Annotated in this window: 10 protein-coding genes; 3 read left to right on the top strand and 7 right to left on the bottom strand. The window is 67.0% G+C overall.

Annotated features, from left to right (window positions below):
- Nucleotides 1-220 precede the first annotated feature (220 nt).
- Both IFT58_RS05990 and IFT58_RS05985 read right to left on the bottom strand, forming a co-directional pair.
- Nucleotides 221-1,345: an alpha/beta fold hydrolase gene (locus IFT58_RS05990; protein WP_192094185.1), complete on the bottom strand. Its 1,125-nt coding sequence runs from the start codon at nucleotides 1,343-1,345 to the stop codon at nucleotides 221-223.
- Nucleotides 1,346-1,469: 124 nt separating this feature from the next.
- The gene (locus IFT58_RS05985) at nucleotides 1,470-1,958 is read right to left on the bottom strand and encodes an RDD family protein (RefSeq protein ID WP_192081150.1); all 489 of its coding nucleotides are present in this window, start codon (nucleotides 1,956-1,958) and stop codon (nucleotides 1,470-1,472) included.
- Between the two features lie 57 nt (nucleotides 1,959-2,015).
- Between IFT58_RS05985 and xerD the strand changes: the two genes are divergently transcribed.
- Nucleotides 2,016-2,993 carry a site-specific tyrosine recombinase XerD gene (gene xerD / locus IFT58_RS05980; RefSeq protein ID WP_188326026.1) on the top strand — a complete coding sequence of 326 codons (978 nt, stop codon included), beginning with the start codon at nucleotides 2,016-2,018 and terminating at the stop codon, nucleotides 2,991-2,993.
- Here xerD and IFT58_RS05975 read toward each other — a convergent pair.
- The gene (locus tag IFT58_RS05975; protein ID WP_192094169.1) at nucleotides 2,990-4,219 is read right to left on the bottom strand and encodes a hypothetical protein; all 1,230 of its coding nucleotides are present in this window, start codon (nucleotides 4,217-4,219) and stop codon (nucleotides 2,990-2,992) included. The genes xerD and IFT58_RS05975 overlap by 4 nt on opposite strands.
- Nucleotides 4,220-4,396: 177 nt before the next feature.
- Here IFT58_RS05975 and IFT58_RS05970 point away from each other — a divergent pair, with 177 nt between their 5' ends.
- Nucleotides 4,397-5,170: a thioredoxin fold domain-containing protein gene (locus tag IFT58_RS05970; protein WP_192081152.1), complete on the top strand. Its 774-nt coding sequence runs from the start codon at nucleotides 4,397-4,399 to the stop codon at nucleotides 5,168-5,170.
- A 255-nt stretch (nucleotides 5,171-5,425) separates the two neighbouring features.
- Here IFT58_RS05970 and IFT58_RS18755 read toward each other — a convergent pair whose 3' ends face one another.
- The 4 genes from IFT58_RS18755 to IFT58_RS05945 all read right to left on the bottom strand — a co-directional run bounded on the left by IFT58_RS18755 (nucleotide 5,426) and on the right by IFT58_RS05945 (nucleotide 10,916).
- Nucleotides 5,426-7,519 (bottom strand): glycosyl hydrolase family 18 protein, encoded by a 2,094-nt coding sequence (locus tag IFT58_RS18755; RefSeq protein ID WP_249405597.1) that lies wholly within the window; start codon nucleotides 7,517-7,519, stop codon nucleotides 5,426-5,428.
- Nucleotides 7,520-7,756: 237 nt separating this feature from the next.
- Nucleotides 7,757-9,061: an OTU domain-containing protein gene (locus tag IFT58_RS05955; RefSeq protein WP_192094168.1), complete on the bottom strand. Its 1,305-nt coding sequence runs from the start codon at nucleotides 9,059-9,061 to the stop codon at nucleotides 7,757-7,759.
- 412 nt (nucleotides 9,062-9,473) lie between these two features.
- Nucleotides 9,474-10,097: a hypothetical protein gene (locus IFT58_RS05950; protein ID WP_192094167.1), complete on the bottom strand. Its 624-nt coding sequence runs from the start codon at nucleotides 10,095-10,097 to the stop codon at nucleotides 9,474-9,476.
- A gap of 81 nt (nucleotides 10,098-10,178) precedes the next feature.
- Nucleotides 10,179-10,916, bottom strand: a complete 738-nt coding sequence (locus IFT58_RS05945) for a hypothetical protein (protein ID WP_192094166.1) — start codon at nucleotides 10,914-10,916, stop codon at nucleotides 10,179-10,181.
- A 147-nt stretch (nucleotides 10,917-11,063) separates the two neighbouring features.
- Here IFT58_RS05945 and purL point away from each other — a divergent pair, with 147 nt between their 5' ends.
- Nucleotides 11,064-14,948, top strand: a complete 3,885-nt coding sequence (gene purL, locus IFT58_RS05940; RefSeq protein WP_192094165.1) for a phosphoribosylformylglycinamidine synthase — start codon at nucleotides 11,064-11,066, stop codon at nucleotides 14,946-14,948.
- The last annotated feature ends 434 nt before the right edge of the window (nucleotides 14,949-15,382 follow it).

Raw genomic sequence — 15,382 nt, 5'->3', positions numbered from 1 at the left:
GGGCGGCCGCGAAGCGGCGGGGTGTGGGTGCTGGTGAGACGGGGCCCACGATTTGCGAAGCAAAGTGTGGGAGCGACAGCGCGAATGCGATGGCGTGGACCCGTGCCATGGATGGCGCGAAACGAGGCCCGCATGGATGCGGTCGTTGCCGTCCCCCGCCCAGCCCCACCGCCCGACCCCAAGCAAGCAGCCTGCTGTCAGCGCCAGCCGCGAGGGGGTTCTACCCGTTCGACCCACTTCCGCCCTGCGCCAGCGCCATGAAATTCGCCTCCATCGGCAGACGCGGGGCGGGGCACAGTCCCGCCGGGCCACCCGCATCGCGGGCCATCCAGTCGTTCACGACGCCACCCAGCAGGTCGATGCGCATCGGCAGGGTGATGTGGTCTTCGCCGCGCATCTCGATGTAATGCGCCCGTGGACTGGCCTGCGCCAAGCGACGGCCCTGGCTGACCGGGATGTGCTGGTCGTCGTCACCGTGCAGCAGCAATACACACGCTTGGCTGCGTGCTACCGCGCGGCTGACATCCACGCGGTCCAGGTTCACACCCAATCGGCGGTTGGCGGCAGCGATCACCTCGTCCATGTTCTGGTCGGCATAGCGCCAGCGTGCGTAGGCGGCCACCGCCTGTGCCTGCCACCCCGTCGGCTGGCTCGCCAGCAGGTGCGGGATCATGCTGCGGATGGCATCCCCGGCATTGGCGAAGGACTCCATGGCCACCACGCCCTGCACCTGCGAGCCGAGCCTTTCTGCGGTAAACAGCGCGGTCGCCGCGCCGTAGGACACGCCGAACAGGTACAGCGGGCCCTGCACCTCGCCGCTGGCGCGCAGGGCGTGGATCACATCGACCACTTCGTCTGATTCCACGGTCCCGTAGCCCGCCGGTCCACTGCCCGAGTGACCGTGGTTGCGCAGGTCGATGGTCACCACCCGATAGCCGGACTGCGCCAGCTGCAACGACCACGGCAGCATGGCATCGCCGCTCATCATCCAGCCATGCAGCAGCACGACGGTGCCGCGCGGCGGCTGTGCATGGAAGCGGCCCGTGGGCGCAAGGCGCAGGTCCATGTCCATCGGCTGGCCGCCTTCGTGGCGGGGGCGTGCATACCGGTAGTGCAGCCCGTAATCGCCCGCATCGAAGGCGCGCCAGAAGATCGGCACGCCGGCGCGGCTGGTGACCTTGCCGCTGCGGTTGGGCAGGGTGGCGATGGTGGCGGCGATGTGGGCCTGGTCAAGCAGCGGCGAGGCGCCGCCCGGCGATACCAGGCGCTCGCTGAGCGAGGTGGAAGAGGAAGGGGAGCAGGCGGCCAGCCACAGGCACGCGCAGGCCAGCAGCAGCCGCATCATGGTCGGGTTCATCAGGAAGTTGGCCGCGCAGGCTACCGGCGCAGGGCGCGCTCGATCTACCGTGGTTCGATGACGCGTTGATGACAGTGCGGCATCGGTTCAGGCACGCGCGTTCGGGGAGGCGTCAGCGGCGATCGGGGCGGGGAAGGCGGGCAAGACGGGTGCCGCTGGCGCGGTCGTGCCACGCCAGGCGGTCACGGTCGACCAGCGCCCACCAGAAGCCCAGACCGGCGGCCAGCAGAGACAGCGTGCCCACGCTGTAGCGCAGCCAAGCGGCACGCCGGGTGGGGCGACTGCCGTCGGCCATCAGCACCGTGAGCCGCCACGGACGCATCCCCAGCGTCTGCCCGCCCCTGCGCCAGCTGCCGCTGGCATACAGGCCGGTCAGGACCCAGCAGCACGCCCACAACGCCCACTGCCAACTGCTGAACGGTGCGATGTTATCGCGCGCGGTGTGGCCCATCACGGTGTAAGCGATCACGAACACCGAACCCGCCAGCATCCACAGCGCCAATGCGGGAAACAGGTCGTACAGCAACGACAGCAGGCGCCAACCCAGCAGCGAGGCGGGTCGGGGCGATACGGCGGCGGGTGCATCATGCAGTCCAGGCATGCGCCGAAGCATACGCAATGCTGGTGGCGCATGCTGCGTGCCGCGTATGCTCGCCGCATGTCCGTCGCCACCACGCCCGCAGAACGCCGCCAACTGGTACAGGCACTGCCCGAACTCGATGCCGCCGATGCCGCGGCGATCACCCGCTTCCTGGATGCCGCATGGGCCGAACACGGCTTGGCGCGCGCCAGCGTCGACAGCTACCGGCGTGACCTCGAGGGGCTGGCGCGATGGCGGGTCGGTCGTGCAGGCAGCCTGGCGACCGCTGATCGCGCTGGCCTGTTCGACTATCTGGCTTGGCGTACGCGTCATGGCTGGTCACCACGCAGCAACGCGCGCCTGCTTTCCGCACTGCGTGCCTTCTTTGCCGATGCGGTGCGCCGGGGGTTGCGCAGTGACGATCCCACCGCACTGCTGGATCCGCCGAAGCTGCCGCGCCTGTTGCCCAAGGCGCTGGCGGAAAGCCAGATCGAGGCGTTGCTGGCCGCGCCGGACGTGGAGGACACGCGCGGTCTCCGTGACCGCGCCATGCTGGAACTGATGTATGCCGCCGGCCTGCGCGTGAGCGAGCTGGTGGGCCTGCCGGCGGTGGCGGTGAACCTGCGCCAGGGCGTGCTGCGTGTCACCGGCAAGGGCAGCAAAGAGCGTCTGGTGCCACTGGGCGAAGAGTCGCAGCATTGGCTGGAACGTTATCTCAAAGAGGCGCGTCCCCAGTTGGCCAACACGCGTGCGGTGCCGGCCGACGACAGCGGCCAGGTCCCGTTGTTCATCGAGCCCAGCCTGCGGCCGCTGAGCCGTCAGGCCTTCTGGCATCTGGTTAAGCGGTACGCGGCGGTGGCCGGTATCGATACGGCACGCATCAGCCCGCATGGCCTGCGGCACAGCTTCGCCACCCATCTGCTCAACCATGGCGCTGACCTGCGCGCGCTGCAGATGCTGCTTGGCCACAGCTCGCTGTCGACCACGCAGATCTACACGCTGGTGGCACGCGAGCACCTGCAGAAGCTGCATGCGAAGCACCATCCACGCGGTTAGAAGCGGGCGGAGAGACCATCGTCTTCGCCATCGGACCACTGCTCTGAATCGTCGTTATCCGGGTTCAAGGACTCGACGCTCCGATGGAGATGATCGGCGGCCGGCGATCCGTATCCGGAATCTTCGGAGCGTAGCAGCAGGGCCTGCGACCCGGCAGCCGCCAGAGCCGCAGGGGCGACGCCGCGCTCGACGAGCACGCTGTCTATCGCTTCGCTTTCCAGGCTGTCCGCGAAGGTGTCCAGCACAGAGGGCGTTGCCTGCCAACCGGAATGGGGTGATTTGTGGGGGTGGGCGCGGATGAACTCGACCAGCTCGAAGGTGCGCAGGCAGCGGGTCTGCGCAGGGGAGGGGTCCGCCGTACCTGGATCGATCGCCTCGTCCCGCGCGCTGAGGAATGCGGCCCGGAACTCGGCGAAGTTCGGCCATGCTCGCTGCCAGAACGCGGTGGCGATCCACGTCCATGAGGCTGGGACGATGTGGTCACTGCCTTCCCGCTCCCCCATCGACCCATTGATGCTCGGTGTCGGTGTCGGTGTCGGGGCTCTCGCATCATCCGCGGGCGGGGGTACGAAGCGGCTCAGGATGATGGACAACGCAGCGGTCTGTGCATCGGCCGACGCGGGCTGGCGGCCGGCAATGTGCGCGAGGATGTCCTTCGTCGCCTCTCGCGCTCTCTGCTCGCGTATGTCTTGTTCGGCATTCACCTCGCTGGCCTCGTTCCGCGCCTGTGCGTTCACTTGCCTGCGTAGCGCCGTCTCATCGAGATGGCCTGCCCAGAAGGCATTCGCCAACTGTTGGCGCGCCTCTCTGCGCAGATTGGTCGGATCCAGCATGGCGGTCAGCTGTTGTTTGACTGCGGGGTCGACGAATGCATCGGCCTGCAGCGTGCACTGGGTGCGGATCAGTACGCCGCGGAAGGCCGTGACGGTCTCCACGGGCTGGGATGCGATCGACGCGCCGCGATGGGCAGCGGGATCGGGATGGGTTGCCTCATCGAGCATCACTTTGTAGGGAGCCAGCTTCCGGGCTTTGTTCTCGAACTGGTCAAGCGTCATGCGACCCGATCTGACGCGGTCGGCCAAGCGCGTCTCGCGATTATTGATACTGCGCAATGCTGCAGTGAGGCGGGCATCTGAATACTCCTTGCGGACAAGTCGTACTTTCGCACTGAGCTGGTTGAGGACATTTGCCCGGAACATCAGGCCGAGCTGGGAAACGATGTGCATGCCGGGCTCCCCCCACGTTGCGCGTTCAACTGGACGTTGCGGTTACGGGTGCATGATTGCTTCCATCAATCGCTCAACGCCAGCAGGCTGTCGTTTATCACCGTGGTGATTCCCTGATACGCCCGCTCAGGGCGCCTGTGCGAGAATCGGGCTCCTACTTATCCTGCGGGCCTTTCGATGTTCCGAGTCCTTACTGCCGTCCTGCTCGGCACGCTCAGCCTGTCTGCCTGTGCGCAGCCTGCCGCACCCGCCGCCGGCAAGCCTGTTGCGACATCCACCGCCGCGCCGGCGCGGGGAGGCGCGGAGCAGAACGTGCGCGCTGCGTTGGCCCAGCTGGACCCCAACTTCAAGCCCGATTATGTCGGCGCCGCACCCTTCCCCGGCTTCCGCGAAGTCGTGGTGTCGGGCCAGGTGATGTATGTGTCCGATGACGGCAAGTATCTGATGCAGTCGCAGCCGTATGACATCCAGGCCAAGGCGTTGGTCAACAGTGAAGGTTTGCTGGCCTATCGCCGTGGCTTGCTGGAGAAGGCCAACCACGGTGACCGGATCGTGTTTGCTGCGCCCAATGCCAAGCACACCATCACCGTCTTTACGGATATCGAATGCGGTTACTGCCGCAAGCTGCACCAGGATATCGCCGAGCTCAACCGCAACGGCATCACCGTGGAATACCTTGCCTTCCCGCGGATGGGGCTGGGCAGCAAGGATTACACCGACATGATCTCGGTCTGGTGCGCGAGCGATCGCCGCAAGGCGTTGACCGACGCCAAACAGGGCAAGCCGGTGACGGCGAAGAACTGCACCAATCCGGTGGCGATGCAGTACGCGCTGGGTCAGCAACTGGGCGTCAACGGCACGCCGGCGATCTTTGCCGCCGATGGTTCGCAGCTGGGTGGCTACCTGCCCCCGGCGCAGCTGAAGGCTGCGCTGGATCGCCGCGCGCGCTGACTTCGCGCGTACGCGGGCGCGCCGCCGGGAATCGATCATCAGTCCAGCCGACTGAAGTCGGCTCTACCGTCGGCTCTACCGGGGATGCGGGTGCGGTGGTAGCGCCGAGCCGTGCTCGGCGGAATGTTTGCGGCGCGCGGTACATAAGGCAGCCGACTGAAGTCGGCTCTACCCCCGAAGCAACCCGAAGCGACCCGACCGGACGCGACTGTCGGGAACGCTCCCCGGCATTGGCCGGGGAGCGTTTGATGCTCCTTACTTCAGACCATCACTGATGCTGCGCGACAAGGTGCCCTGTGCATCGTCGCCGCTGAACTCCCAGAAGAATGCGCCGCCCAGTCCCTGGGCTTTGACGTAGGTCATCTTGCGGGTCACGTTGGCAGGGGTGTCATAGCTCCACAAGGTGCTGCCGTTGTATGCCCAGGTGGCGCCTGCCGCGGTGTCGGTGTAGGTCGGCCAGCCGAGGTTCTTGAGCACCTTCCAGTCTTCGATGCCGGCCTCGTAGGTGCCCGCCGCTGCCCCGGATGCGGTCTGGTACATGCCGTTGTTACCGCCCACTACGCCGTTCCAGCCGCGACCATAGAAGCCGATGCCCAGGTTGAGCTTGGAGGCGGGCACACCGCGGGCCAGGAACGCTTCGATAGCGTCATTGCTGTTGTACTGCAGCTGGTCGCCGGTGGACGGATCAGCAGCGGCATTGAACAGCGCGGAGTGATGGTTGGTCCGCGGATCCCACGCGCCGTGGAAGTCGTAGGTCATCACGTTGATGTAGTCCAGGTACGGGTGGTACGCCGCCGGGTTCGTCACGCGGATCTTGTCGATACCGGCGCCGACCGCCACCGTCAACAGCAGGCCAGGACGCACCGCATCCAGCTGGCGGCGGAATTCGGCCAGCAGTGCGGTGAAGTTGGCGTTGTCCTCCGGCGCGCCGCAGGCGATGCCACAGGCCACGGGGTATTCCCAGTCGATGTCGATGCCGTCGAACACGCCCAACGCGGCGCCGGCACCGCCCGCCCCGTCGGTAACGGGCAGGTTGCCGCGGATGTAGGCATCGATGCACGAGGCCACGAAGGCTTGGCGGTTTTCCGGGCGCGCGGCGCTGGAGAAGCCGCGTGACCAGGTCCAGCCGCCCAGCGAGATCAGCGCTTTCAGACCGGGATGCTTGGCTTTGAGCTGCTTGAGCTGGTTCCAGTTGCCGCGCAGCGGCTGGTCCCACGTGTCGGCGCTGCCACTGACACTCTCACCGGCCGCGAAGGCCTTGCTGTAATCGGCGAAGGCGTCACCCCCGGCACCCGTGTTGGCATCGGACGGCTGGGTGACGCCCACTTCGCAGCGGTTGTTGCGCACATTGCCGAACGCATAGTTGATATGGGTCAGGCCGGCGGCCGATCCACTGGCGTCGATGTTCTTGACCCGATAATTGCGGCCATAGATACCCCACTGGGTGAAGTAGCCGATGACCCGCTTGCCTGCACCGCCGCCGCTGCCGGCAAGGGTGGTGGCGCTGACGGTACTGCCCTGGGCCGACGCATTGCCGGCGTTGTCACGCGCCCGCACGCGGTAGCTGTAGGCGGTGGAAGGCAGCAGTCCTCCGTCGACATAGGATGGGCTGGAGGGCGAGCCCACCAGGGCGCCATTGCGATACACGTCGTAGCCCGCCAAGCCACTGCCGCCGCTGTTGTCGCTGGCGGCGGTCCAGCTCAGGGCCACGCTGTTGGCGGTGCGGGTGCCTACCGACAGCCCGCCCGGCACGCTGGGTGCGGTGGTGTCACCACTGGCGGCGTTGACGGTGATGGTGATCGTGGCGGTGCTGGCCGTGGCGTTGCCGTTGTCGGTGGCCACCGCGCGCAGGGTGTGGCTGCCGGCGCTGGCGTTGGTCCAACTGGCGCTGTAGGGCGCGCTGGTGTCGATACCCAGCGAGGTGCCGCCGCGGAAGAACTCGACCTTGCTGATGCTGCCGTCGGCATCGCTGGCATTGGCCGTGACCGACACCGTGCTGCCAGCGCTGAAGAGGGCGCCGTTGGACGGCGAGGTCAGGGTGACCACCGGGGGCTGGTTGCTGCCACTGCCGGTACAGGTGCCCAGGTTGGTGTAGTACGGCGCGCCAGCCGGATGATCGGGCGGTGCGTTCCAGATGTCCTGTCTGGCCTGGTACAGCACGCCGTTCTTCTGCAGGGTGTCACCGGTGCGGTAGATCTTCGCCTGGTCCCATTGGCCGACGCCGGTGCAGTTGGCGGCCTGTGCCAAGGCAGGCAGGCTGCCGCCGATGGCCAACGCCAGCAGCCAGGCAGGACGGTGATGGAACGGGCGGGCGGGACGAGCGGCACTGCGTGCAATCGGGTCATGCATGATGGGTCTCCGATCGAATCAGGGTGTCGCGCGGGCCCCGATGGCGCCGCGCGTAACGCAGGTCCGGACGCCACCGGACAGGCAGCGGAGGGGCGGACGCACCGCGACACAGTCAGTTGGCGCGCGGTGGAGACAACGTTGTCATCGATCGCAGCAATAAACTGTGAGCCAGTGCGCTATTTGCGTCAGCTATGTGACCGGTGATGAACCGGTCACATAGCAGCGCCTGGCTGTGTCTCAGGCGCGGGGAATGGCGCGCCCTGCCTCGGGTGCGCGCTCGGATTTCACCGCCCGGGGAATGACGCTGTCGGTCCAGTAGTCTTCGATCTCGGCGCGGATTGCCGCCAAGTGCCCCCCAATCGGTTCGTCGGCGCGGACGGTCTGCAGGATCGCCGAGCGGAATTCTTTCTCGACCACAGTGCGTATCCGCGCCTGTGCGGCAGCCAGGTTTTCTTCGTCCTTCATCGCGGCCAGTGCCGCTTCAATCTGTTCCATGTAGGTCGTAATGGCCTTGTTGTGTAGTTCGCTGAGTTTCTGTTGCCGCGCCTTCAGGGCCTTCGTGTTCGTCGCCTGATAGCCAGCGAACGCGGTGTCGATGTCCTGCCGCACTTTCTCAGCCTGCGCAGGCCTTGAATCGCCTAGCGTGCTGCGCAGGGGGGATAGGACCTGGGCGCTATGATGGTGATGCAGCTCCTCAAGGACGGCAGGCCGGTGGACGCCCTCGCTGACCAGCCGGTCCATGGCGTCGCGATAGGCGTCCAGCGCGAGGGAAGCGCACACGGCGGTGAATTCCGGGGAGGGATCCACCGGCAGCACGTTCGCAGACACGGCGGACTCGGTAGACGCAGAGGATGCTTCACGGGGCGGTGGCGGGATGGTTGGGACATGCGGAACGCGCGGTGGCGCTGTATCCGGCAACCTGCCCTCCTGTGCACCTGCAACCTGCCGCAGCTCGGGCGTGTTCCAGATGTGGTCGGCCAGGGCCGCGCGCATCCGGCTGTTCGCTCCTGCTTCCTCCGTTTCGCCCAGTGCTCGAGATAGGCAGCTGAAGAAGCAGTCGCCATCATCGGCCACCTGCTCGATAGCCTGTTCCCGGTCACGCCGGATCAGGCTGAAGTGACGTTCATGCCGCAGCAGAATGATTTCATCTTCGGCCGGCTCGGGCAATTCTTCGGCGCTGCCGTTGCGGTGGCACCGCTCCTCCTCGCCCGGGCGGTACAGATGGATGCCATCGTGGTCCGAATCCACGATGCGCAGCGCGCGCCCAGCGAGCAAGTCCGGCACATTGACGATCAACGGCAGCAGATCCCCGATGCCCTCGTTCCACACGCCCGACTGCTGGAAGAGATGCAGCGTCAGGCCTGCTGCCAGGCAGGACTGGTCGCTCTCGCTGAGCACCTGCCCCTGGACCATGCCGGTCCATACTTGAGCCCGCAATGATCTCAATGCTCCCCTGGACATGTCTGTCAGCGTGAGGTTTAACTGGTCCAGCAGACGCTGGAAGCGTGCTTGTTCCGTCACCGGCACCGTCGGCGGCAACATCTGCGGTAGCGTTGGGAGGGGACCGTGCGCGTGACGGTGCGCTACCGCGTTGCTCAGGACTTCCGGATCGCCACCGGTCAAGCCCGCCAAGGCAACCCGATGCAGGTCGGTAGCAGGCGACTCTGCGTTGCCGACGCGCTTGAGCGGCAAGGTCTGCGATCGGCCCGGCGGATCGACCCAGGTAACCCGTGCGCTGGCGGCTCGTGTGGCGTGCACTATTGGGGAAAGAGAGGCGGCAGTGGCAGGCATCAGGGTTCCAGCAGTGAAGGAGGGCGAGGGTGGGGTGCCAGCGTGGGCGCTCCGCTGCGACCGCGCAGACCGTCAAAAGCGCGCTTGATCGCGTACAGATGCAGTTCCGCCTTCTGCGGCCGGGTTGGGGTAGACGCGGGCCGGGCAGGCGTCGAGCGCCCGATCAGAGCGTGCGGCTGACCGCTCTGGATACGCAGGGGACGTCATGGAAACCGCTCTGCCACTGCTGGCGTATCAACTTGATGCGCTCCAAGGCTGCCTCGCCTTCGCGCGCCGTGGGCGGTGAAGGTGATGGCAGCGGTGCTGTGGCCGAGGCGGCATCCTGCTTGGGCGGGACGGGTGCGGCAACGGCCGCGGCAGTCGCAGCCGCAACCGCAACCACGCTGCGACTGAAGTTGGCGGCCGGCGGCGGTGCGGCGGTCGTGCGCACGGTGCGGGAGAAGTTGCACAACGATGCCCGTGCGGCAGCAGCGCTGAATTGTCCGTTGCGCAGCGCCAGTCCGGTGAAGGCGCAGCGCGCTGCGCTCACGCTGGCGGGCGGGCGCATCGATGCACCTGCCAGCGCACGGGTCGCGGCACGGGGTGCCACGGTAAAAACGGGTTTCGGCACGCGGTCTGCCGCGCCGGACAGGCGGTTCATCACGGCCTGCGTAAGCGGTTGGTAGCCCGATCTGCCGGTGGCGGCATTTCGTACCTGGGAAGGCGTCAGGTGGGTCGACCGCTGCACGGTCTGCGCGGCGAGTGAAACGGCGCGTGCGGTGAAGGACGGGGAGGGATGGATCAGCATCGAGATGTCTCACGGGAAGGATGAGGGGGGGCAGCGTGCCTGCTGCGTCTGACGGCGGCCGCCATAAATGGCGCAGCCGTCCTATCCGCGCAGGCGATCCAGTGCGCGCTTGATACCGAACAGATGGAACTCACTGCGTTGCGGCAACGTCGGATACTTATGCGGGGGATGGGGAATCATCTCGGACGGCTTGGGGATGAGGCCGCGCAGAAGATCCTCCAGGCGTGCGGGATCGGGCGACCTGCTGCGATGGAGGGCCATCGTCTGCAGCAATACCGCCGACGGTTGCGGCATCGACACCGTTGGCCGTTGCTGGCTGGGCGGCGAGGCCGCCGTCAGTTGCTCCGCCTCGCGCCCGTGCCAGAGCTTGCGCACGGCGCGCACCCTGTCCGCCGCCTCCAGCGCCTCGGTGCTGCTTTGACGCGCTGCACCGTTGTCCTTCGCGTTCAGCCCCTGCTGCGCGGGATGCTGGCCTGTGTCGCGCAGCATCCAGTCGGCACGTACCGCCCGGATGCGTTCCCATACCTGCTGGCAGGCAGCCGCGTTGTGCGGGGCCGCCTTCGAGGGAGCTGGCGCCTGCGCAGCGGCCATCTGCGCCAGACCCATCCGCAGCGGGGGCAGCACGGTCAGCGTGCCCGTCAGGGTGCCGTGGGGACGGGCCAGCGCTTCGGCGGGGAAGGGACGAGCGCCGTTGACGACACGGGCGGGCAGCAGCGGTGACGTGAGCTGGGGGACGAGGCGTTTCTGCTGGGCGGCAACGACGACGGAGGCGAGGTTGGCCAGTGAGAGGGCAGGCGCACTGACGTGGTTGGGTGGCATGGAGACGGCCTGGGACAGGAGACAGGCCGCAGGGTCGCCGGGTCTGCGACGGGCGACCGCCAGTTTTCGCGCATACCTTGCGAGTCCGGGCCGGCGGCCCGCTTCCGGTACACTATCGGGCCCGTTTCCAACCACGGTTCCCCGGACATGATGGTCCTCGAGGGCGCGCCTGCCCTGTCGGCGTTCCGCCGCGAACGTCTCGAATCCCGCCTGCAGTCCATTGCCGCCGATCTGCGCATCAGCGGTGCCTGGCATGTGTATTTCGTGCAGCCCGAAGGCCAGCAGCAGGCCGATGCCGCCACCCTGCGGCGGATCCTGGAGGCTGGCGACCACGCTGAGCCCTTGGCCGCCGGTGCGACGCAGCGCTTCGTGGTGCCGCGCCTGGGCACGCTGTCGCCGTGGTCGAGCAAGGCGACCGAACTGGTGCGCGGTGCGGGCCAGCCGGTCAGCCGGGTCGAACGTGGCCTGCGCCTGGACCTGCTGGGCTGGCCTGCCGACCCGCAGGTCCAGCAGGCGCTGGTAAAGGCGCTGCACGATCCCATGACCCAGTCGGTGCTTGAGACCGTCGAGCAGGGGCAGGCGTTGTTCAACGCGCTGCCGCGTGGCGAGCTGGAGCGGATCCCGCTGGAGGATCTGGACGGTGCCAACCAGCGCCTCGGCCTGGCGATGGCGCAGGACGAAATCGACTATCTGCGGGAGCGCTTCGCCCAGCTGGGACGCAAGCCCTCGGACGTGGAACTGATGATGTTCGCGCAGGCGAACTCCGAGCATTGTCGGCACAAGATCTTCAATGCCAGCTGGACCATCGATGGGCAGGACCAGGACCGGTCGTTGTTCAAGATGATCAAGAACACTCACCAGCAGACCCCGCAGCACACGCTCAGCGCCTACAGCGACAATGCGGCGGTGATCGAAGGGCACCCGGCGGCACGCTATCGCCCGGACCCGTCCACGGGCGAGTACCGCAGCGAAGCGGTGCTGCCGAGTGCGTTCCAGATCAAGGTGGAAACCCACAACCATCCCACCGCCATCGCGCCGTTCCCCGGTGCGGCAACCGGTGCCGGCGGCGAGATCCGCGACGAGGGGGCGACGGGACGCGGTGGCAAGCCCAAGGCAGGCCTCACCGGTTTCTCGGTCTCGCACCTGCGCATCCCGACGCTGCCGCAGCCCTGGGAAGCGCCGCGCGCGCTGAATCCGCGCATGTCGCCGGCACTGGACATCATGCTGGACGGCCCACTGGGCGGTGCGGCCTTCAACAACGAATTCGGCCGTCCGAACCTGCTGGGCTACTTCCGCAGCTTCGAGCTTCCCGAAGGCGGCGCGCTGACCCGCGCTTATGACAAGCCGATCATGCTGGCCGGTGGGCTCGGTGCGATCGACCGCGTACAGGTGGACAAGTTGCCGCTGCAGGCAGGTGACGTGGTGATCGTCCTCGGCGGCCCGGCGATGCTGATCGGCCTGGGCGGCGGTGCCGCTTCGTCGGTGGCATCGGGCGAAAGCGCGGAAGACCTGGATTTCGCCAGCGTGCAGCGCGAGAACCCGGAGATGGAGCGCCGTTGCCAGGAAGTGATCGACCGCTGCGTCGGCATGGGGCTCGACAACCCGATCAAGTTCTTCCACGACGTCGGTGCGGGCGGCCTGTCCAACGCGATTCCGGAGCTGCTGCACGATTCCGGCGTGGGCGGGGTGATCGACCTCGGCAAAGTGCCGACCGATGACCCGTCGCTGTCGCCGATGCAGTTGTGGTGCAACGAGTCGCAGGAGCGTTACGTGCTGGGTGTCGCACCGGAACGTCTGGATGCGTTCGCCGCGCTGTGTGCGCGTGAGCGCTGCCCGTTCGCTGCGGTGGGCATTGCGACGACGGAAGAACACCTGGTGGTGGCGTACGGCGCCGTGCCGGGCCGCATTCCGGCCGATTCCCCGATCGACCTGCCGATGGACGTGCTGTTCGGCAAGCCGCCGAAGATGCACCGTGACGCGAGCCACCCGCCTGCACCGCGCTGGCCCGCGCTGAAGACCGGCGGGTTGGACCTGCACGCAGCCGGCCTTCGCGTACTGGCCCACCCGACCGTCGCCTCGAAGAACTTCCTGATCACCATCGGTGACCGCAGCGTCGGTGGCCTCACCGCGCGCGAGCAGATGATCGGCCCATGGCAGGTGCCGGTTGCGGACGTGGCCATCACCCTGGGCGATTTCGACGGTGTGGTCGGCGAGGCGATGTCGCTGGGCGAGCGCACGCCGCTGGCCCTGCTTGATGCGGCCGCTTCGGCGCGCATGGCGGTCGGCGAGGCGATCACCAACCTGTGCGCTGCGCCGGTGGATGCGCTGGACGAAGTGAAGCTGTCGGCGAACTGGATGGCGGCTGCCGGCCACGCCGGTGAAGACGCCCTGCTGTACGACGCGGTCAAGGCCGTGGGCATGGAACTGTGCCCGCAGCTGGATATCAGCATCCCGGTGGGCAAGGATTCGCTGTCGATGCAGGCGCAGTGGCACGATGCCGGCCAGGCACACAAGAGCGTATCGCCGGTGTCGCTGGTGATCACCGCGTTTGCCCCGGTGGCCGACGTGCGCCAGCAGCTCACTCCGCTGCTGCAGCGCGACGTGGACAGCGAGCTGTGGTTGATCGGCCTGGGGGCCGGTAAGCAGCGCATGGGCGGTTCGATCCTGGCCCAGGTGCATGCCGACCACAGTGGCCTGCCTGCCTTCGGTGGCACCGCGCCGGATCTGGATGACCCGCAGCGCCTGCGCGCGTTCTTCGAACTGATCCGCGATGCACGCCAGGCCGGCGTGCTGCTGGCGTACCACGATCGCAGCGATGGCGGCGCATTTGCCGCTTTGTGCGAGATGGCGTTCGCTTCGCGCCTGGGGCTGGACATCCTGCTCGATGCCTGGGGCGATGATCCGTTCCGCAGCCTGTTCAACGAAGAGCTGGGCGCGGTGGTGCAGGTGGCACGCGAGGACCGCGCCGCCTTCGCTGACCTGGTCGAGCGCCATGCGCTGACCGAATGCGCGCAGCGCATCGCCCGCCCGACCACGGCACCGGTGGTGCGGGTGACCCTGCACGGTGAAAGCCTGGTCGAGTGGCGCTGGGAAGCGCTGTTCGATGCCTGGTGGTCGGTGACCCATGCCATGCAGAAGCTGCGCGACAACCCGGAAAACGCCGATCAGGAACATCAGGTGGCGCGGGCCTTCAGCGCCCCCGGCCTGAAGCCGAAACTGTCGTTCGACCTCAACGAAGATATCGGTGCCCCGTACGTGCAGACCGGTGCCCGGCCGACCGTGGCGATCCTGCGCGAGCAGGGCGTCAACGGCCAGATTGAAATGGCGAACGCGTTCGAACGGGCCGGTTTCCGCGCGTTCGATGTGCACATGAGCGACCTGATCGAGGGTCGGGTCGCGCTGCAGGACTTCCGCGGGCTGGTGGCATGCGGTGGCTTCAGTTATGGCGACGTACTGGGTGCGGGTCGTGGCTGGGCGACCTCGATCCTGGAGCGTGATGCGCTGCGCGATGCGTTCGCCGCCTTCTTCGCGCGCGAGGACAGCTTCTCGCTGGGTGTGTGCAATGGCTGCCAGATGATCAGCCAGCTGAAGGCGATCATCCCCGGTGCCGAGCACTGGCCGCAGTTCCGTCGCAATGCCAGCGAGCAGTTCGAGGCACGGACGTCGCTGCTGGAGGTCGTGGAGTCGCCGTCCATCCTGCTGCGCGACATGGCCGGTTCACGCCTGCCGGTGGCGGTGGCGCATGGCGAAGGACGCGCGGTGTTCGACAATGCCGTGGATCAGGCGGCGGCGCGGGTGGCGCTGCGGTTCATCGACGGCGATGGCAAGGTGGCCAGCCAGTATCCGCTCAATCCCAACGGCTCGCCGGACGGCATGACCGGGCTGACGACCACCGACGGCCGGGTCACGATCATGATGCCGCACCCGGAGCGCACCGCGCGCGCACTCAACCTGAGCTGGGCTCCGCCCGAGTGGCAGGGGGACTCGCCGTGGATGCGGATGTTCCGCAACGCACGCGCATGGTGCGGATGAACGCAGTTCAGTGATGCGTAGCGCCAATCCGCTCCCGTATTGAGAACCCGCCGGGCAACCGGCGGGTTTTTTCTTGCCCGACTCAAATCGAAGACGATGCCCGCCGATGTGTGGGTGAATACGCGTCGACCACGTGCGTTACATGGTCGTTACAGCCTGACGCAATCGACTCATGAATGGCCGTATTCGAGACGGGCATCACGTCATTTTCTTTTTCTGCGTCAAGCTATTGACGTCAGGAAACGTTCACGTTAAACCTCTATCTCGTTCTGGAAACATTCAGTCAACCTCTTCCGTCGGTCCGTAGGCAGCGCACCACGTTCTACTGCCAGCGGCCCGGCAACTGCAGTAAATCACGCGAATCAAGCGCCCTCAGGGGACGTTGGGTCTTTGCACCCGGCGCTGGCGTTGCTTTGCCCGAAAACCAGTCCAAC

It is taken from the genome of Stenotrophomonas sp. CFBP 13718 (assembly GCF_014842145.1).
Taxonomy (GTDB): Bacteria; Pseudomonadota; Gammaproteobacteria; order Xanthomonadales; family Xanthomonadaceae; genus Stenotrophomonas.
The sequence above is the reverse complement of the archived record's forward strand: the minus strand, read 5'-3'. Positions and strand labels throughout refer to the sequence as shown.